Raw genomic sequence first — 16,812 nt, forward strand, 5'->3', positions numbered from 1 at the left:
GTTTCCGCTGAGTGATCCCCGCCCCGCCATGGTTAAGCTTGCCTTCCTCCTTGTGGGAGCCCGTGCATTGCGCGACCGCTGGTGGGTGCTCACCTTGCTCGCGGCCGCGCTCTTCCTCGTCGCCTCCCTGATCCTGATCGACGCCATGGACGGCACCATGTCGGTGGCGACTCAGGTGTTCGGCGGCGTCTTCGTGTTCGAGGGCCTGCTGGGCCTCCTCACCGCGTTCGCCTTCTCGGGCGCGCGCAGCCGGGTGCTGGCGCTCGGCCGTGCGGCCGCCCTCATCTTCCTGGGCACCTTCATTCTCGATTACCCCTCGCGGAACGGGATGGCGCTGTCCCTTCTCTTCGGCGCCGCCTTTCTCGTGGACGGCACGGCCCGCATCGTCACGGCGGCGGTCGTGCGCTTCCGCCTCTGGCGCGCAACCGTGGCGGTCGGGGTGGTCGAGCTGTTCCTGGCCTTGTTCATCGGTAGCCGGTGGCCGCTGGCGCACGAGCTCAAGGTGCCGCTGGCGGTGGCCGTGCTCCTGCTGATGTCCGGCTGGATCATGCTCCGGGCGAGCCTGATGCTGCGCGCGCTGCTCGCCGAGGTCGCGATCCTGAGCCTGCCCATCTATGGCGGCCGTGACTGGTACGACAATGCGCCGGTGATCGCGGACGACACCGCGCCGCTGCCGCCCTGGGAAGGGCCGATGATCGTCCACGTCTGGACGCCCACAGGCTCGGCGGACGTGAGGAACCACCATCCGGTGATCGATCGCTACATCGCGGCGGTCGATCGCAGCGGTGCCATATCGACCGGCCACGCCTCCCTCGAGCTCAAGCCGGATCTCTACATCAGCCACTATCCGGCGGAAGAGATCGAACACCCGCCGGCGGAGTTTGCCCGCCTCCTGCGGGCCACCTCGGAGAATGACGTGAAGGGCCGCTTCCAGCCGTCCTACGCCTACGAGTGCGCCAATTGGTGCGAGGCCGACCAGAAGGTGGAGTTCACCCGCTTCGATGCGCGGCGCCTCATGGCCTTCTGGGCCGGCTACCGGCAGGTGGACACCTACAACCTCACCGACCGCAATTGTTCGGTGGTGGTGGCCGCGGCGCTCGATTCGGCGCTGGAGGGAAGCCTCGCGACACGGATGCCCTGGGTGCGGGTGGCGACCCTCATGTTCAATCCCGACGTCTGGGCCGCCGCCTACATCCGCTCGCGGGCTGAGGCCATGAGCTGGACGCCCGGCCTGGTGCTCGACTACGCCCTCACCATGAAGCGCATCGTCGAGCCTGCGCCGCCGCCCTTCGCCGACCGGTTGAAGGACTTCCTGCGTCGCGTCACTGGGGGGCGCACCGGTGCCGCCCCTCCCGCTCGCCAAAGCACCAAGGACGCCTCCAAGCCGGCGGAGCCCGTGCATCCGTGAGCCACGACAGCGTCGAGCCGGCGACCGCCGCCCTCCCCGAGGCATCGACCCTCGTGGCCCGCGGAGCGGTGATCGCGACGGCCATGGTCTTCGGCCTCACCTATTCCCTGACCGCGCCGCTTATCGCCTTCGATCTGGCCGCACGCGGGCTCGGTGAAACCGTGATCGGCGCCAATGCCGCCATGCACGCCGTCGGTGTGCTGGTGACGGCGCTCATCCTGCCACGGATGGTCGCCCTGCTCGGGCCCCGCCGGCTGATTCTCCTGTCCATCGCGGTCTCGGCCGTGGCGCTCGCCGCCTTCCCGATCATGCCGGCCATCTGGCTGTGGTTCGTGCTGCGGCTTTTCCTCGGCATGGCGGCCGAGGCCCTGTTCGTGACCTCTGAGACGTGGATCAACGCGCTTTCCACCGAGAACACCCGCGCCCGCTCCATGGCGGCCTATACCGCGGCCATGTCGGTCGGCCTTGCCCTGGGTCCGCTGATTCTCTCGCTGGTCGGCACGGAGGGTGCCCTGCCCTATCTGCTGGGTGCAGGCGCGGCGCTGGTCGCGGCCTTGTTCGTCGCGTCGCCACGGGTGATCGCCCCGCACTTCGACGAGCCGACCATCAGCAATCCCGTCCGCTTCGTCCGACTCGCGCCGCTGGCCCTCTCGGCGACCATGCTGAATGCCGCCATCGAGACCGCGGGCCTCTCCTTCCTCGCGCTCTATGCGGTGGGGCTCGGCTGGGCGGAGGAGCATGCGACGCGGCTGATGTCGGTGATGATGGTGGGTGCCATCCTGCTGCAACTGCCCATCGGCTGGCTCGGCGACACCATGGACCGCCGCAGGCTGGTGATCCTGCTCGCGGTCATCTCGGCGGTCGGCGCGGCGATCTGGCCGCTGGCGCTCGGCAATGCCGTCGCGACCTATGCCCTGCTGTTCATCTGGGGCGGCGCATTCGTCGGCATCTACACCATCATGATCACGCTGGTGGGCAGCCGCTTCAAGGGCGGCGACCTCGTGGGCATCTATGCGGTCTCCGGCCTGTTCTGGGGGCTCGGGGCGCTCGTCGGCCCTCTGGGCGCGGGATTTGCCATGCAGGTCCACCCGCACGGCCTCGCCCTGTTCGCGACCCTTGCCTGCTCCCTCTTCGCCGTCGCCGCCTGGCGACTGCGCGGAAGCGCGTGAAGAGGCGCGCGAATCACTGGCGCGCTTCGAACGTCTCGATCAGATCGTCGAATCGGAACTTTTTGCCCGATCGACAGGCAATCCCCAGCGCCCGGAAGGTTCGATTCCATCCGCGCTCGGAGCCGAGATCATTGTGGTCGCGCAAGCGGGGCACGGAGGCCGTCATCAGCCACGGGCGTGGCCGAACCGGCGCATAGTCCAAAAGCAGCAGTCGCGGGTCTGCGGCAAACGTGGCGAGCGCGGCATGGAGGTGGTCAATGGTCTCCTCCAGCCTGTCGTCCCTTGGATCGTGCTCTGGCAGGCACTTCCGCACGAAGAGGGTCGTGCCTTCGGCGCAGTCGTCCACCAGCCTGGCCTGCAGGGCCTCGTATTTAGGAATCAGACGCCGCGCTAACTCCGCCTCGTCGAGGGCGAGATAGTCCTCGCCCGCCGGAAACTCATGGCGGTGAACGGTGCCGAACAGGCGCGAATAGAGCGCGCGGTCCCCTCCATAATCGGGAACCTTCATGAGCTGCGCAGCCTCGAACACCGCGGGCGCACCGGCTTCCAACACCTTGAGAACGCTGTCGAGCGGCGTCACCCACCAGTCGAAGGGATAGGCCCGCTCGGACCGGGAGAGTCGGCGCACCTGATAGGCCACCTCGCACACCGAACCAAGACTCACGATTCGGTCCGGAACGAGCGCGGGAGTGCGGCGGAGAAGGCGGGACAACATGGCACCCATTTACCATGAGATGGTAAAGGATGCGCCGCACAACCTGACGCAGCGGAAAATAATCCGCGGGGTGTGGCACGCGCTTCGGCGCGCCCGAGGGCGGCGAAAATCATCGAGATGATGGGGGGACGGGGTTTCCGGCGAGGCCGGATTAACAGCTGGTCGGAGTGGCAGGATTTGAACCTGCGACCCCCACGTCCCGAACGTGGTGCGCTACCAGACTGCGCTACACTCCGATCCAGAGGCGCCGCATCTAGCATCCGCTCCGGGGGGATGCAAGGGGGTCTGTGCGCCAGCTTCGCTTGAACGGTGGATGGCCCCATGCCATAGGAAGCGCGCTCATGGTGCGTCCACCGGTCGGCATCATGGGTTTCAATGGCTTGAGCATGTGGAGTTGGGTCTATGGCGACGGACGGTTTCGCGAGCGGTCTTCTGAAGGGCAAGCGCGGGCTGATTCTCGGTGTCGCCAACAATCGATCCATCGCCTATGGAATCGCCAAGTCGGCCCGGGCCCATGGTGCCGAGCTCGCCCTCACCTATCAGGGCGAGGCGCTGAAGAAGCGGGTCGAGCCGCTGGCGGCTGAACTGGGCGGCCACCTCGTCGGCCATTGCGACGTGACCGAGCCGGAGACGCTGGACGCCGTCTTCGCCGAGACCGAGCGCCTGTTCGGCACGCTGGACTTCGTCGTCCACTGCATCGCCTTCTCCAACAAGGACGAGCTGGACGGCCGCTACGTGGAAACCACGGCGGACAATTTCACCAAGACCATGTTCATTTCCTGCTACTCGTTCACCGCTGTCGCGCAGCGGGCCGAGAAGCTGATGACCAATGGCGGCTCCCTCATCACGCTGACCTATTACGGCGCGGAAAAGTGGATGCCCCACTACAACGTCATGGGCGTGGCCAAGGCCGCGCTTGAGGCGAGCGTGCGCTATCTCGCCGCCGACCTCGGCCCGAAGGCGATCCGCGTGAACGCCATCTCCGCCGGCCCCATCAAGACGCTGGCCGCCTCCGGCATCGGCGATTTCCGCTACATCCTGAAGTGGAACGAGCTGAACTCGCCGCTGCGCCGGACGGTCACCACCGACGAGGTGGGCGACACGGGCGTCTACCTCGTCTCCGATTTGTCGCGTGGTGTGACCGGCGAGGTGCATCATGTGGATGCCGGGTACCATATTGTGGGCATGAAGCATCCCGACGCGCCGGACCTCGCCCTCGTCCGCGATTGAGCCCGGCGCCCGCCCACAGAGGAGACTCACCATGACGGCGCTTGATTTCCGGGCCGCCCGTTTCGCCCTCGCCGTTGCCGTCTCTGCGGGAATGCTCGTGACTGCCGGCGCGGCGCTGGCGCAGAGCCCGCCGACCTTCGATCAGTATCCGCTCCGCGACCGCGTGTTCGGCCCCGGCGGCGCGGTCTTCCCGGATTATGTGACGCCCTCCGAATACGGCGTCAGCTTCATGATCGGGGGCGGCGGGAGCCGCAACGCGCTGTTCGCCGCCGGCACCTCCGACTACAACTGCCAGCAGACGCAGATCCCGGCCATCCAGGTCCTCTCCGCCCCGCCCGGCGGCAAGGTCGGCATCCAGTTTGGCCGCTTCGTCGCCACCGGAATCGATGGCGGGCACACCACCAAGTGCATCGGCCAGCCGGCCAAGGGGCTCATCGTGAGCTACAAGGGCAAGGCCGCGCCGGGCTCGACCATCACGCTGCGCGTCACCTACCCGCCGCGCGGCGCCTGGTATGACCACGTAATCACGATTCCGCCGCGGTGAGTGACGCCGCGCCCGACGGGGCGGGCCGGAGAGAGATGACGACGCGACGCTTCTTCCTCGTCCGCCATGGCGAGACCGACTGGAATGTGGTGGGCCGGCTCCAGGGGCGCCGCGACGTGCCGCTGAACACGCTCGGCCGCATCCAGGCGGGACAGGTGGGGCGCGTGCTCGCCCAGCTGGCGGGCGACACCCGCGCGCTGTCCTATGTCTCCAGCCCCCTGTCGCGGGCGGTGGAGACCATGCGCATCCTGCGCACCGGCCTCGATCTGCCGGTTGCCGACTTCAAGACCGACATCCGCTTCGCCGAAATCTCCTTCGGCCTGTGGGAGGGCCAGACTTGGCCCGAGCTGCGCCGCCGCGACTATGAAGCCGTGCGCCGGCGCGACCTCGACCCATGGAATTTCGCGCCCCCCTGCGGCGAGAGCTACCGCACCCTGTGCGAGCGCGTCGGCGCGGCCTGCGCCGAGATCGAGGACGACGCGGTGATCGTCACCCACGGCGGCGTTATCCGCGCGCTGCTGCACGTGAAGGCCGGCATGCCCGAGGGCGAGGCCTCCATCCTGCCGGTGCGTCAGGGGGCGGTCTATGTGGTCGCGCGCGGCGGGTTCGAGGTCGCGGACTGAGCTTCCGCCCCGCCGTTCTCCTTCTTCCCCTTGGCATTTTTCTTGCTGCGTCAAACCGGTAGGCCCGGCGGCCGTGTCGTGAACGCGACGGGCCGGGTCGTTTGTTGACGCCTTTCACCCGAGCCCCGGGGGGACTTTTCATGACCGACATGGCCGAACTGCAGAAGCGGAAGATGCCGCTCAACCTCGCCATCGTCCATGTGGATCCGGACGCCTTCATCGCCCACTACATGGGCTGGCTGGAAATCACCAAGTTCATCACCGCCCTGCGCGCTGGCGATGCGACGGTTCCGGCGGATGGCGTGACCCCCACCCTCAGCCCGGCCGATCTCGCCAATGGCGGGGTGCACAATGTCGCCAACGACGCCATGTTCGCCTTCTGCATGACGGCCGCGCTGAAAGGCGACAAGGCGGCGGTGGACAAGGTGGAGGCCGCCTTCATCGAGGCCTGGGGCAAGGAGTATCCGGGCAACTTCGCCCTCTGGCACTTCCGCACCAATATCGAGACGCCCATCACGCTCGAGGATTTCGTGGGACAGGCCGGCAAGAAGATGCTGCTCGGCGACATTCCGCCCCCGCCGCTGCGCTCCAAGGAGAACTGGAGCGCGGGCCTGCGCTTCTTCGAGAAGGCCCGCAAGTCCAACTTCGTCCACGAGATCATGTACCCGCTGGCCCTGTGGCACCGCGCCAAATGGACCGAGACGCTGGAGAAGGGCATCGCCTTTCTCAAGCACATCGAGGACACGGTCCCGGTGCTGCGCGAGACTCTGGAAGAGAAGCGCAACGACCAGCCCTTCATCGCCAACATCCTGCTGAAGAATGCCTTTGGCGTGGATATGGAGCTGACCGAGGAATATGAGGGCTTCCTGCGTTCCCTCGCCCGGCGGGACTGAAATCCGCGAGCCTGCGAAGGAAAGAGGGGCCGGGCCTCAGCCCTGCCCCGCCACCTCCTGCCGGTGCAGGACGTGGGGCCGCGACACCAGCAGCTTGTCGATGCGGCGGCCGTCCATGTCGACGATCTCGAACCGCCAGCCCAGCGCCGTGAAGACCTCGCCCTCCTCGGGCAGTTCCTTGAGGTGCGAGAGGGCGAATCCCGCCACCGTATGGAAGCCCTCGTCGGTGGGCAGGGCCACGTCCAGCAGGTCGCGCAGCTCATCTACTGGCGTATCGCCAGCCACCAGATAGCTGCCGTCGTGGCGCTCGACCACGTTGCGCTCGACGTGGGCGTCGCCCGGCTGATGGCCGGCTTCCACCGATCCGGTGATGGCAAGGAGCAAATCGTAGCCCGTCACCACGCCGGCCATGTCGCCGTATTCGTCCACGACGATGGCCATGGGCACCTCGGCGCCGCGCAGCACGCGCATGGCCTCCAGCGCCCCCACGTTTTCCACGATGAAGGGCACCGTCTGCACATATTGGCGCGGGTCGGGACGCTCGCCCTTGAGATAGGCGTCGAGCACGCGCTTGGCCTGGATGACGCCGATGGTCTCCTCGGGCGAGCCGTCGCAGGCCGGCAGGCGCGAATGGGGCGTGGTGAGGAGAACGTGGCGCACCTCCTCGGCATCCTTGGAGATATCCACCCACTCCACGTCCGGCCGGGGCGTCATGATGGCCGTCACCGGCCGGTCGGCAAGGCGCATCACGCCGGAGATCATGCGCCGCTCGGCGGGGTCGATGACTCCCGCCGTCTCGGCTTCGGTGATGATGGCACGGATTTCTTCGTCGGTGACCGAACTGGCGCGGCTCCCGCCCCGGCCGAGCAGGGTCAGCACCGCGCGGGTCGAGGCATCGAGCAGCCACACCATGGGCGCCGAGACCTTGGAGAGCCCGATCATGAGGGGCGCGACCATGCAGGCCAGCGGCTCGGCATTCTGCAGAGCGAGCCGCTTGGGGATGAGCTCGCCGATGACCAGCGACACATAGGTGATGGCCACCACAACCATCGTGTAGCCCAGCGGGTGGGCGACACCGGTGGGCAACCCGGCCTCCCGCAGCGTCTCGCCCAGGAGATCACCAAGGCTGGCGCCGGAGAACGCACCGGCGAGAATACCGATGAGGGTGATACCGATCTGGACTGTGGAGAGGAAGCGGCCGGGGTCTTCCGCCAGCCGGATGGCCGCCTTTGCCCCCTTGTTCCCGCGATCAGCCAGCGTCTTCAGCCTGGCGGGGCGAGACGAGACGATCGACAATTCCGCTGCTGCGAGAACGGCGTTGATGAGAACGAGGACGAGGACGATCAGGATTTCGAGTAGAGGCATGGCGGGGGTGTGGTGCTCCGTCGGCGCACGTCATAGCACAGGATGCCCCTCCTGTGTGACGCCAGAGCCACAAATGAGCGGTGGGCGGCTGGACGTTCCCTTGCCGGCCATCCTCGTTTATTGAGCCCGGAGCAGTTCGAGGACAAAGGCGCCATGTCGTTCAACACCTTCGGCCACATGTTCCGCGTGACCACCTTCGGCGAAAGCCACGGGGTCGCCATTGGCTGCGTGGTGGATGGCTGCCCGCCCAATGTGCGCTTCACCATCGAGGACGTGCAGGCGGCGCTCGACCGGCGGCGGCCCGGCCAGTCGCGCTTCACCACCCAGCGCCGGGAGCCGGACGAGGTGAAGGTGCTGTCCGGCACCCTGCCCCATCCCGAGGGCGGCCTCGTCACCACCGGCACGCCCATCGCGCTGCTGATCGAGAACGTGGACCAGCGGTCCAAGGACTATGCCGACATTGCCGGCGCCTACCGCCCCGGCCATGCGGATTTCACCTACGACATCAAATACGGCATCCGTGACCATCGCGGCGGCGGGCGTTCCTCGGCGCGCGAGACGGCGACGCGGGTCGCCGCCGGCGCCATCGCGGCGAAGGTGCTGCCCGGCGTCACCGTGCGCGGCGCCGTGGTGCGCATCGGCGAGATCGAGATCGACCGCTCCCGCTGGGACTGGGACGAAGTGGGCAACAACCCCTTCTTCTGCCCGGACCCCGGCACCGTGCCGCTGTTCGAGGACTATCTCGACGGCATCCGCAAGGCCGGCTCCTCGGTGGGCGCGGTGGTGGAGCTGGTGGCGGAGGGCGTCCCGCCCGGCCTCGGCGCGCCGCTCTATGCCAAGCTCGACGGCGACCTCGCCGCCGCCCTCATGGGCATCAATGCCACGAAGGGCGTGGAGATCGGCGAGGGCTTCAACGCCGCGCGCCTCACCGGCGAGCAAAATGCGGACGAGATGCGCCTCGGCAATGAGGGGCGGCCGCACTTCCTCGCCAACCATGCGGGCGGCATCCTCGGCGGCATCTCCACCGGCGCGCCCATCGTCGCGCGATTCGCAGTGAAGCCGACCTCCTCCATCCTGACGCCGCGCCAGACCGTGGACCGGACCGGCCAGGAGACCGATATCTTCACCAAGGGCCGCCACGATCCGTGCGTCGGCATCCGTGCCGTGCCGGTGGGCGAGGCCATGGTGTGGTGCGTGCTGGCCGACCACCTGATCCGCCATCGCGGGCAGGTGGGCCAGAGCCCGGCCTGGCCGTTCACGCAAGGCTGACGCGGGAGGCGGGAATGAAGCAGCCAGCCCGCGCAAGGCGCCTTCTTCTGGCGGCGGCCGCCCTCCTCCTGTGCGCGCCCGGCCCTGCCCTCGCCTGTGGGCCGGAGGCGCTGGGAACGGCGCGGGTGCTGGAGGTCGATCCCAAGGGCCTGCGCGTCGGCAAGAAGTCCTTTCCCGACACCCTGCCGCTGGCGCCGAAGGAAGTGGTGCTCACCTTCGACGACGGCCCGTGGCCGACCACCACCGCCGCCGTGCTCGATGCGCTGAAGGCGGAATGCGTGCGCGCCACCTTCTTCCTCATCGGCGAGAATGCCCGTGCCCGGCCACAGCTGGTGCGGCGGGAGCTGGCGGAGGGCCACACGGTCGCCCACCACACCATGACCCATCCCGCCGCGACGCTGGCGAAGATCCCCTTCGACGCGGCGGTGAAGGAGATCGAGCGCGGCATGGCCGCCGACGACACGGCGGCCTATGGCGCGGCCGGGACGGCGCCCCGCGTGCCCTTCTTCCGATTCCCGGGATTCGCCTCGACGCCGCAGCTTCTGGAATATCTGGACGGCAAGGGCATAGCCGTGTTCGGCGCGGACCTGTGGGCCAGCGACTGGAACGTGATGACGCCGGAGGCCGAGCTGGATCTGGTGATGAAGCGGCTCGATGCGGCGGGCGGCGGGATCGTGCTCTTCCACGACACCAAGCCCTATACCGCGGCGATGATTCCCGCCTTCCTCAAGGCATTGAAGCAGAACGGCTACACCATCGTCCACATGGTGCCGAAGGCGCACGGGTAAGGCGCAGTCCGCCTATCCCAGCGGCATCCAGCGTTTGAGGGAAGCGCTTGTGGCACCGGGGTGTGCATATGCCTCCGCACGAACCGCGGAGACGACGGCATGCCCGACGAAATTCCCTCTGCCCTGCTGGTCTTCGCAGGCACCTACGCGGCCATGGTTCTGGTCCCGGGTGCGAACTTCCTGGTGGTCAGCCGTGCCAGCCTCGCCGGCCGGCCCATCGGACTCGCCGCCGCGCTCGGTGTCTCCGCTGGTGCAACGGTCAACGTCACCTCCGTCGTCATCTGTCTCGGCCTGTTGAGCGGGATTGACCCTTCGGGCGATCTCGGACGGTTGCAGCTGGTATTCTGCCTGCTCTACGCCGTCCTTCTGCTGCGCGCCGGAATCAGCTGCCTGCTGGAGGTGTGGACACTGCGCGGCCGTTCGGGGCCGACACCTCAGGCCACCATCCACCGGACCGGACGCGAGGCGTTTCGCCTCGGCTTCCTCACCGCGGTCACCAACCCCGTATCTTTGTCGTTCTTCCTGGCGTCAGGCGGGCTGCTCGCTGCCGCGGCCGGCCGGGGCGCGATGTTTGCCAGTCCGGTGCTGGTGTTTTCGGTAGCGGCGGGATGGTTCGGCCTGCTCGCCGTCCTCTTTTCCGCCCCGCCCGCCCGCCGGCTTTATCTGAAGATGCGATCTGCCGCCGACACGTGCATCGGCGCGCTCCTTATCGTCGCGAGCGGCCTCGTGCTGCTGCGGGTGGTCTCCCGGCTCTGACCAAGGAGGGCCCGAAAACGAAAAAGGCCCTCGCCGAAGTCCGGCAAGGGCCTTTTTCAAAAGCCAGATCAACCTGGTGCGGACGAGAGGACTCGAACCTCCACGGGTCTCCCCACTAGCACCTCAAGCTAGCGCGTCTACCAATTCCGCCACGACCGCAGTCAGGGATGGCACCGACCTCAGGTTCCTCGGGAGAGGACCGCTTCCGGCCGGGGGCCATCGTCTAACAGATCGAATGTGCCGCCACAAGTGCCCTGCAAAGGTAAGGCGCGCCGCAGTGCCCGGCCTGTGGATGACGGTTCCGCGAACCCTGCAACGGCAGGGCTGGACCGGGCGCGCGGATGGATTAAAGCAGTTCTCATGACAGCCTTCGTCACCCCCGCCGCCATCACCCGCGGCAGCCTGGAAGCCGCCTTTCGCCCGCTCGATTCCTCCGCGCCGCCGGTGGAATGGGTTGTGAGCGACGGCCTCGTCGCCTATCCGGAGGCGCTTGCCGCCATGGAGGCGCGCGCGGCGGCCATCGCCGAGGGCACGGCGCGGGAATGCGTCTGGCTGCTGGAGCATCCCCCGCTCTATACCGCCGGCACCAGCGCCAAGCCGGAGGATCTCGTGGACGCGCGATTCCCGGTCTACGAGACCGGCCGCGGCGGCCAGTTCACTTATCACGGGCCCGGCCAGCGCGTGGCCTATGCCATGCTCGACCTCAAGCGCCGCTCGCCCGACGTGCGCCGCTATGTGAGCGCGCTGGAAGCCTGGATCATCGGCACCCTCTCCGCCTTCAACGTCACCGGCGAGCGGCGTGAGGACCGAGTGGGCGTGTGGGTGCGCCGCAAGGGCGGCGGAGAAGACAAGATCGCCGCCATCGGCATCCGCGTGCGCCGCTGGGTGACGTTCCACGGCATCTCGCTGAACGTGGAGCCGGACCTTTCCCACTTCGGCGGCATCGTTCCCTGCGGCGTGCGCGAGCACGGCGTCACCAGCCTCGCCGACCTCGGCCTGCCGGTGAGCATGGCGGAAGTGGATGCGGTGATGCGGGTGGCGTTTGAGGAAGTGTTCGGGAAGACGGTGCCGGGCGAGCCGCTCGCCTGAGGGGCGGCAGGCGAGCGGTCCTTCCTCCCCTCTCCCCTTGCGGGAGAGGGGCTGGGGGCAAGTTTCTGTTCGCGCAAGCAACGCCGGCTCGTGGGGCACAATACCCCTCACCCCTACCCTCTCCCGCAAGGGGAGAGGGAGTTAGGGTCGCGTGGCGACAGCGCGCCTCTCCCCTCTCAGAGAGAAGGGAACCCCTCAGATCCCCAGCTTCGCCTTCAGGATGTCGTTCAGCGCCTGCGGATTCGCCTTGCCGCCGGAGGCCTTCATGGCCTGGCCGACGAACCAGCCGAGCATGGTGGGCTTGGCCTGTACCTGCGCCACCTTGTCCGGATTGGCGGCGATGATCTCGTCCACCACCTTCTCGATGGCTCCGGTATCGGTCACCTGCTTCATGCCGCGGGCCTCGACCACCACGCGCGGGTCGCCGCCCTCGGTGAAGACGATCTCGAACAGGTCCTTGGCGATCTTGGAAGAGATGGTCCCCTCGCCAATGAGGTCCAGGATGGTGCCGATCTGCTGGGGCGAGACGGGCGAGGAGGTGATGTCTTTGCCCTCCTTGTTCAGTCGGCCGAACAGCTCGTTGATGACGAAGTTCGCCGCCGCCTTGCCGTCGCGCTTGGCGCCGCCGCCTTCCACCACCTGCTCGAAATAGTCGGCCGTATCGCGCTCGGCCACCAGCACGCCGGCGTCGTAGGGCGAGAGGCCGTATTCGGCGATGAAGCGCGCCTTCTTCTCGTCCGGCAGCTCGGGCAGGTTCGCCTTCAGCGCCTCCACCCACTCGGCCTTGATGTCGAGAGGCAGCAGGTCCGGATCGGGGAAGTAGCGATAATCATGCGCCTCTTCCTTGGAGCGCATGGACCGCGTCTCGCCCTTGGTGGGGTCGAACAGGCGCGTCTCCTGGGCGATGGTGCCGCCATCCTCCAGAATCTCGATCTGCCGGCGGGCTTCCGCCTCCACCGCCTGACCGATGAAGCGGATGGAGTTGACGTTCTTGATCTCGCAGCGTGTGCCCAGCTCATCGCCCGGCCGGCGCACGGAGACGTTCACGTCGGCGCGCAGGTTGCCCTTCTCCATGTCGCCGTCGCAGGTGCCGAGATAGCGCAGGATGGTGCGCAGCTTGGTCACGTACGCCTTCGCCTCCTCCGCCGAACGCAGATCGGGGCGGGAGACGATCTCCATCAGCGCCACGCCGGAGCGGTTGAGGTCCACGAAGGAGAGGGTGGGCGACAGGTCGTGGATGGACTTGCCGGCGTCCTGCTCCAGATGCAGGCGCTCGATGCCCACCGTGAAGCTCTCGCCGTCCGGCAGGTCGACGATGACCTCGCCCTCGCCGACGACGGGCTGCTTGTACTGGCTGATCTGGTAGCCCTGCGGCAGGTCCGGATAGAAATAGTTCTTCCGGTCGAACACCGAATGCAGGTTGATCTCGGCCTTCAGCCCAAGGCCGGTGCGCACCGCCTGCGCGACGCACTCCTTGTTGATGACGGGCAGCATGCCGGGCATGGCCGCATCCACCAGCGACACGTGATCGTTAGGCTCGCCGCCGAAGGCGGTGGAGGCGCCGGAGAACAGCTTGGCATTGGAAGCGACCTGGGCGTGCACCTCCATGCCGATCACCACCTCCCAATCACCGGTGGCGCCGGAAATCAGCTTTTTGGCCTCCGCAGGCCGGGTGTGAAGGGTCATGGTCGTCCTATCGTCGTGCGCGGATGGCCCGCGCTGTCAGGTCCATTGCGGCGACGCCGCATTCTGGTCGGTGTCGTACCCCTAGGCGACATTGCAGGCAACGGCCATAAGCTGCCGATACGTCAGGACATACTTTGTTACACCAAGTTATCTGTGCCTCATTTCGCCCGCAAAACGGCCACGCCCTCGCTACTACCCTACCCAAATTCCGCTCGCCCTGCCCGTAGATTGAGCAGCGGGGCTTTGTAGGAGTTGAGCAGATGAGACTGGCGGGGGTCTCCATTGTTCGCGATGAGGCGGATATAATCGAAGCGTGGGTTCGCCATAACCTGCACTTCTTAGATCATCTTTACATTGTGGATGACGGCAGCACAGATCAAACAACGCGCATCCTTGAGATGCTATTTAAAGAAGGTCTTCCGATTTCGCTGACGCTGGAGAAATCACCGGCGGCCTATCATCAAGGGCAGCGCACCACGGCGTTGGTCGAACAGGCGATGGAAACAGCGCCTTGGGACTTTGTCTTCCCGTTGGATGGTGACGAATTCATTGTTGCCGAGGATCGGGCGGCGCTGGAGGCAGATCTTGAAGCCATCGGCGGCTATCGCCTCGGCGGGCTGAACCCGCGCCATTACCTCATGACCGACGAGGACGACCTCAACGAGCCCTGTCCCCTCACCCGGCTCCGCCATGTCGCAGTGCATGATCCCTATATCTTCAAGGTCGTCGTGCCGGGCCGGCTGGCCTGCGAGCGCGGCTTTGCCGTCGTCGACGGCAACCATCGCGCCACCAAGTGGGATGTCCCACTGCCGATCACCCTTCTGCCAAACGTGCAGCTCGCCCATTTCCCGGCGCGTTCCGAGGCCCAATTGGTGAGCAAGGGCCTCGCCGGCTATCTGCGCTGGACCGCGCGAACCGACTTTTCCAACGGCGCGCCGGATCGGCTCCTCGAAGGCGTGGGCATCCTCAAGGAGGAGCACGATATCAAGGTGCATGCCCTCGGCCGGCTGGCCGAGGCGCTGGGCCCGGACCGGGGCGGCCGCACAGCGAGGCTCCAGCCCTTCGTCGAGCGCAGGGGCGAGGTGCGCCATCCCGAACTGGCCCGCATCTTCCCCTATCGCCGCGTGCTCTCGGCGACTGACGATCTCGTGCACGCCTTCAAGGCGGCGCTCGTCGAGAACAAGGAGCTGAGGGAAGGCGGCGCCACCTTCCAGTCACGCCTCCTCGCAGCGTTTTCCCGGAACCTGAAGTCGCTGCGCAGGCGCCTCACCGCCCTCCGTCATGCCCAAGACTTACCGAAGGAGCCGCTCGGGTACTCGTGACCAGACCGGCTCAGCCTCGGGCGAGGACTCGTCCGCAAGGAAAGTCGGGGCTGAGCCCGACCTTCCTTGCGGGCTCAATTCAAGCCTTCCACCACAGGTCCTCGACCGGGAAGCGGCCGGCCGCTTCCTCGATCACCTCGGCGAGGGAGAACAGCGTCTCTTCCTCGAATGGGCGGCCGATGAGCTGGAGGCCCAGCGGCAGACCGTCGGCCGAGAGGCCGGCGGGGACGGAGATGCCCGGCAGGCCGGCCATGTTCACCGTCACAGTGAAGACGTCGTTGAGATACATCTCCACCGGATCGGCCTTCAGCTTCTCGCCGATGCCGAAGGCCGGCGACGGGGTCGCCGGAGTCAGCACCGCATCGACGCCGAGCGCGAACGCCCGGTCGAAATCCCGCTTGATGAGGCTGCGCACCTTCTGCGCGCGCAGGTAATAGGCGTCGTAATAGCCGGCGGAGAGCACGTAGGTGCCGATCATGATGCGGCGGCGCACTTCCGGGCCGAAGCCGGCGGCGCGGGTGTTCTCATACATCTCCACCACGTCCTTGCCCGGCACGCGGGCGCCGTAGCGCACGCCGTCATAGCGGGCGAGGTTGGACGAGGCTTCCGCCGGGGCGACGATGTAATAGGCCGGCAGGGCGTACTGGGTGTGGGGCAGCGAGATGTCCACAATCTCGGCGCCGGCCTCTTCCAGCCACTTGGCGCCCTCGCGCCAGAGGGTATCGATCTCGTCGGCCATGCCGTCCATGCGGTATTCGCGCGGAATGCCGATCTTCTTGCCCTTGATGGAGGCGCCGACCGCCTCCTCATAGTCCGGCACCGGGCGATTGACGCAGGTGGAGTCCTTCGGGTCGTAGCCGGCCATGGAACGCAGCAGAACTGCCGCATCGTTCACCGTGCGGGCGAAGGGACCGGCCTGGTCGAGGGACGAGGCGAAGGCGACGATGCCCCAGCGCGAGCAGCGGCCATAAGTGGGCTTGATGCCGACCGTGCCGGTGAACGCCGCCGGCTGGCGGATGGAGCCGCCGGTATCGGTGCCCGTGGCGCCGGCGCACAGGAAGGCCGCCACCGCCGCCGCCGAGCCGCCGGAAGAGCCGCCGGGCACGATGGGGGTGTCATCGCCGTCGCGATGCCAGGGCGACACCACCGGGCCGAAGGCGGAGGTTTCGTTGGACGAGCCCATGGCGAACTCGTCATTGTTCAGCTTGCCGAGCATCACCGCGCCGTCCCGCCACAGATGGGAGGTGACGGTGGATTCGTACTGCGGCACGAAGTTCTCGAGGATCTTCGAGCAGGCCGTGGTGCGCACCCCCTCGGTCGCAAACATGTCCTTGATGCCGAGGGGGATGCCCTCCAGCGGCCCGGTATCGCCGGAAGCGATGCGCTTGTCGCTCTCCCGCGCCATCTCCAGCGCGATGTCCGGCGTCTCGAGCACGTAGGCGTTGAGCGGACGCGCCTCCTCCATGGCCTTCAGATAGGCCTCGGTGAGCTCGACCGAAGTGAACTCGCCCTGGGCAAGCCCCTCGCGCGCCTGGGTGAGGGTGAGCTTGGTGAGCTTGTTCATTCCACCACCTTCGGCACGGTAAAGAAGCCGCCCTCGGCATCGGGGGCGTTGGCGAGCACCTTCTCGGGGCAGTTTCCGTCGGTAACGGCGTCTTCCCGCATGGGCAGCTCCACGGGGACAACGCTGGTCAGCGGCTCGACCCCGGAGACATCGAGATCCGCCAGTTGCTCGACGAAATCGAGGATGGCGTTGAGCTCGTTCTGAAGATGGCCGAGTTCCTCCTCCCGCACAGCGATGCGTGCGAGATGGGCCACCCGGCGGACTGTCGCCTGATCGACGGACATGAGTAGGCTCCCAAAAGCTGCCTGCCGCTATAGCAAGGGGTATGCCGCGGTGGAAGGGTTTGGGCGCCGATGGGTGGGGTGGGAGCCCACGCCGCAGAGTGCGGGCT

16 protein-coding genes and 2 tRNA genes are annotated in these 16,812 nt (G+C 67.1%); 11 read left to right on the forward strand and 7 right to left on the reverse strand.

The window, feature by feature from the left end:
* Positions 1-28 precede the first annotated feature (28 nt).
* The gene (locus D7006_RS12370) at positions 29-1,408 is read left to right on the forward strand and encodes an HdeD family acid-resistance protein (protein ID WP_210257522.1); all 1,380 of its coding nucleotides are present in this window, start codon (positions 29-31) and stop codon (positions 1,406-1,408) included.
* Entirely contained in the window at positions 1,405-2,577 is a 1,173-nt protein-coding gene (locus D7006_RS12375; RefSeq protein WP_371745098.1) for an MFS transporter, read from the forward strand. The genes D7006_RS12370 and D7006_RS12375 overlap by 4 nt, the downstream gene beginning before the upstream one ends.
* A 13-nt stretch (positions 2,578-2,590) precedes the next feature.
* Here D7006_RS12375 and D7006_RS12380 read toward each other — a convergent pair whose 3' ends face one another.
* Positions 2,591-3,217: a papain-like cysteine peptidase gene (locus D7006_RS12380; RefSeq protein ID WP_237356801.1), complete on the reverse strand. Its 627-nt coding sequence runs from the start codon at positions 3,215-3,217 to the stop codon at positions 2,591-2,593.
* Between the two features lie 234 nt (positions 3,218-3,451).
* A tRNA-Pro gene (locus D7006_RS12385) sits at positions 3,452-3,528 on the reverse strand.
* 166 nt (positions 3,529-3,694) lie between these two features.
* On the opposite strand from D7006_RS12385, the gene fabI reads away from it, so the two are divergent.
* From fabI to D7006_RS12405, 4 genes are all read left to right on the forward strand, one after another.
* Entirely contained in the window at positions 3,695-4,522 is an 828-nt protein-coding gene (gene fabI / locus D7006_RS12390) for an enoyl-ACP reductase FabI (protein WP_169120287.1), read from the forward strand.
* Positions 4,523-4,553: 31 nt separating this feature from the next.
* The gene (locus D7006_RS12395; RefSeq protein WP_237356802.1) at positions 4,554-5,066 is read left to right on the forward strand and encodes a hypothetical protein; all 513 of its coding nucleotides are present in this window, start codon (positions 4,554-4,556) and stop codon (positions 5,064-5,066) included.
* A gap of 35 nt (positions 5,067-5,101) precedes the next feature.
* Positions 5,102-5,689, forward strand: coding sequence for a histidine phosphatase family protein (locus tag D7006_RS12400; protein WP_237356803.1), 588 nt, complete (start codon positions 5,102-5,104; stop codon positions 5,687-5,689).
* 140 nt (positions 5,690-5,829) lie between these two features.
* The gene (locus tag D7006_RS12405; protein WP_237356804.1) at positions 5,830-6,582 is read left to right on the forward strand and encodes a hypothetical protein; all 753 of its coding nucleotides are present in this window, start codon (positions 5,830-5,832) and stop codon (positions 6,580-6,582) included.
* A 36-nt stretch (positions 6,583-6,618) separates the two neighbouring features.
* On the opposite strand, the gene D7006_RS12410 is transcribed toward D7006_RS12405, so the two are convergent.
* Positions 6,619-7,947: a hemolysin family protein gene (locus D7006_RS12410; RefSeq protein WP_169120279.1), complete on the reverse strand. Its 1,329-nt coding sequence runs from the start codon at positions 7,945-7,947 to the stop codon at positions 6,619-6,621.
* A gap of 153 nt (positions 7,948-8,100) precedes the next feature.
* Here D7006_RS12410 and aroC point away from each other — a divergent pair, with 153 nt between their 5' ends.
* The 3 genes from aroC (at position 8,101) to D7006_RS12425 (ending at position 10,760) form a co-directional block, all read left to right on the forward strand.
* On the forward strand, positions 8,101-9,216 hold the full coding sequence (gene aroC, locus D7006_RS12415) for a chorismate synthase (RefSeq protein WP_237356805.1): 1,116 nt from the start codon (positions 8,101-8,103) through the stop codon (positions 9,214-9,216).
* Positions 9,217-9,230: 14 nt separating this feature from the next.
* Entirely contained in the window at positions 9,231-10,004 is a 774-nt protein-coding gene (locus D7006_RS12420) for a polysaccharide deacetylase family protein (RefSeq protein WP_237356806.1), read from the forward strand.
* Positions 10,005-10,103: 99 nt separating this feature from the next.
* Positions 10,104-10,760, forward strand: coding sequence for a LysE family transporter (locus tag D7006_RS12425; RefSeq protein ID WP_237356807.1), 657 nt, complete (start codon positions 10,104-10,106; stop codon positions 10,758-10,760).
* A 74-nt stretch (positions 10,761-10,834) separates the two neighbouring features.
* Here D7006_RS12425 and D7006_RS12430 read toward each other — a convergent pair.
* Positions 10,835-10,919: transfer RNA gene (locus D7006_RS12430), tRNA-Leu, on the reverse strand.
* A 201-nt stretch (positions 10,920-11,120) separates the two neighbouring features.
* Between D7006_RS12430 and lipB the strand changes: the two genes are divergently transcribed.
* Positions 11,121-11,849, forward strand: a complete 729-nt coding sequence (lipB, locus tag D7006_RS12435; protein WP_237356808.1) for a lipoyl(octanoyl) transferase LipB — start codon at positions 11,121-11,123, stop codon at positions 11,847-11,849.
* Between the two features lie 195 nt (positions 11,850-12,044).
* Here the strand turns inward: lipB and gatB are convergent, their stop codons facing one another.
* Positions 12,045-13,535 (reverse strand): Asp-tRNA(Asn)/Glu-tRNA(Gln) amidotransferase subunit GatB, encoded by a 1,491-nt coding sequence (gene gatB, locus D7006_RS12440; protein WP_169120262.1) that lies wholly within the window; start codon positions 13,533-13,535, stop codon positions 12,045-12,047.
* Between the two features lie 260 nt (positions 13,536-13,795).
* On the opposite strand from gatB, the gene D7006_RS12445 reads away from it, so the two are divergent.
* Complete coding sequence (locus D7006_RS12445; RefSeq protein WP_169120260.1) at positions 13,796-14,857, forward strand: glycosyltransferase family 2 protein; 1,062 nt, start codon at positions 13,796-13,798, stop codon at positions 14,855-14,857.
* A gap of 79 nt (positions 14,858-14,936) precedes the next feature.
* Here D7006_RS12445 and gatA read toward each other — a convergent pair whose 3' ends face one another.
* Together gatA and gatC are read right to left on the reverse strand one after the other, a co-directional pair.
* On the reverse strand, positions 14,937-16,421 hold the full coding sequence (gene gatA / locus D7006_RS12450) for an Asp-tRNA(Asn)/Glu-tRNA(Gln) amidotransferase subunit GatA (RefSeq protein WP_237356809.1): 1,485 nt from the start codon (positions 16,419-16,421) through the stop codon (positions 14,937-14,939).
* Complete coding sequence (gene gatC / locus D7006_RS12455) at positions 16,418-16,705, reverse strand: Asp-tRNA(Asn)/Glu-tRNA(Gln) amidotransferase subunit GatC (protein ID WP_024278942.1); 288 nt, start codon at positions 16,703-16,705, stop codon at positions 16,418-16,420. Before gatC ends, gatA begins: the two co-directional genes overlap by 4 nt.
* Between the last annotated feature and the right edge of the window lie 107 nt (positions 16,706-16,812).

The organism is Xanthobacter sp. YC-JY1, from assembly GCF_021730305.1.
GTDB lineage: Bacteria > Pseudomonadota > Alphaproteobacteria > Rhizobiales > Xanthobacteraceae > Xanthobacter > Xanthobacter flavus.

Bases quoted from the DNA above. Each gene is read 5' to 3' on its own strand.
- aroC (WP_237356805.1), top strand. From the start codon at position 8,101: ATGTCGTTCAACACCTTCGGCCACATGTTCCGCGTGACCACCTTCGGC.
- D7006_RS12370 (WP_210257522.1), top strand. From the start codon at position 29: ATGGTTAAGCTTGCCTTCCTCCTTGTGGGAGCCCGTGCATTGCGCGAC.
- gatA (WP_237356809.1), bottom strand. From the start codon at position 16,421: ATGAACAAGCTCACCAAGCTCACCCTCACCCAGGCGCGCGAGGGGCTT.
- gatC (WP_024278942.1), bottom strand. From the start codon at position 16,705: ATGTCCGTCGATCAGGCGACAGTCCGCCGGGTGGCCCATCTCGCACGC.
- D7006_RS12420 (WP_237356806.1), top strand. From the start codon at position 9,231: ATGAAGCAGCCAGCCCGCGCAAGGCGCCTTCTTCTGGCGGCGGCCGCC.
- lipB (WP_237356808.1), top strand. From the start codon at position 11,121: ATGACAGCCTTCGTCACCCCCGCCGCCATCACCCGCGGCAGCCTGGAA.
- D7006_RS12395 (WP_237356802.1), top strand. From the start codon at position 4,554: ATGACGGCGCTTGATTTCCGGGCCGCCCGTTTCGCCCTCGCCGTTGCC.
- D7006_RS12410 (WP_169120279.1), bottom strand. From the start codon at position 7,947: ATGCCTCTACTCGAAATCCTGATCGTCCTCGTCCTCGTTCTCATCAAC.
- fabI (WP_169120287.1), top strand. From the start codon at position 3,695: ATGGCGACGGACGGTTTCGCGAGCGGTCTTCTGAAGGGCAAGCGCGGG.
- D7006_RS12445 (WP_169120260.1), top strand. From the start codon at position 13,796: ATGAGACTGGCGGGGGTCTCCATTGTTCGCGATGAGGCGGATATAATC.
- gatB (WP_169120262.1), bottom strand. From the start codon at position 13,535: ATGACCCTTCACACCCGGCCTGCGGAGGCCAAAAAGCTGATTTCCGGC.
- D7006_RS12425 (WP_237356807.1), top strand. From the start codon at position 10,104: ATGCCCGACGAAATTCCCTCTGCCCTGCTGGTCTTCGCAGGCACCTAC.
- D7006_RS12400 (WP_237356803.1), top strand. From the start codon at position 5,102: ATGACGACGCGACGCTTCTTCCTCGTCCGCCATGGCGAGACCGACTGG.
- D7006_RS12405 (WP_237356804.1), top strand. From the start codon at position 5,830: ATGACCGACATGGCCGAACTGCAGAAGCGGAAGATGCCGCTCAACCTC.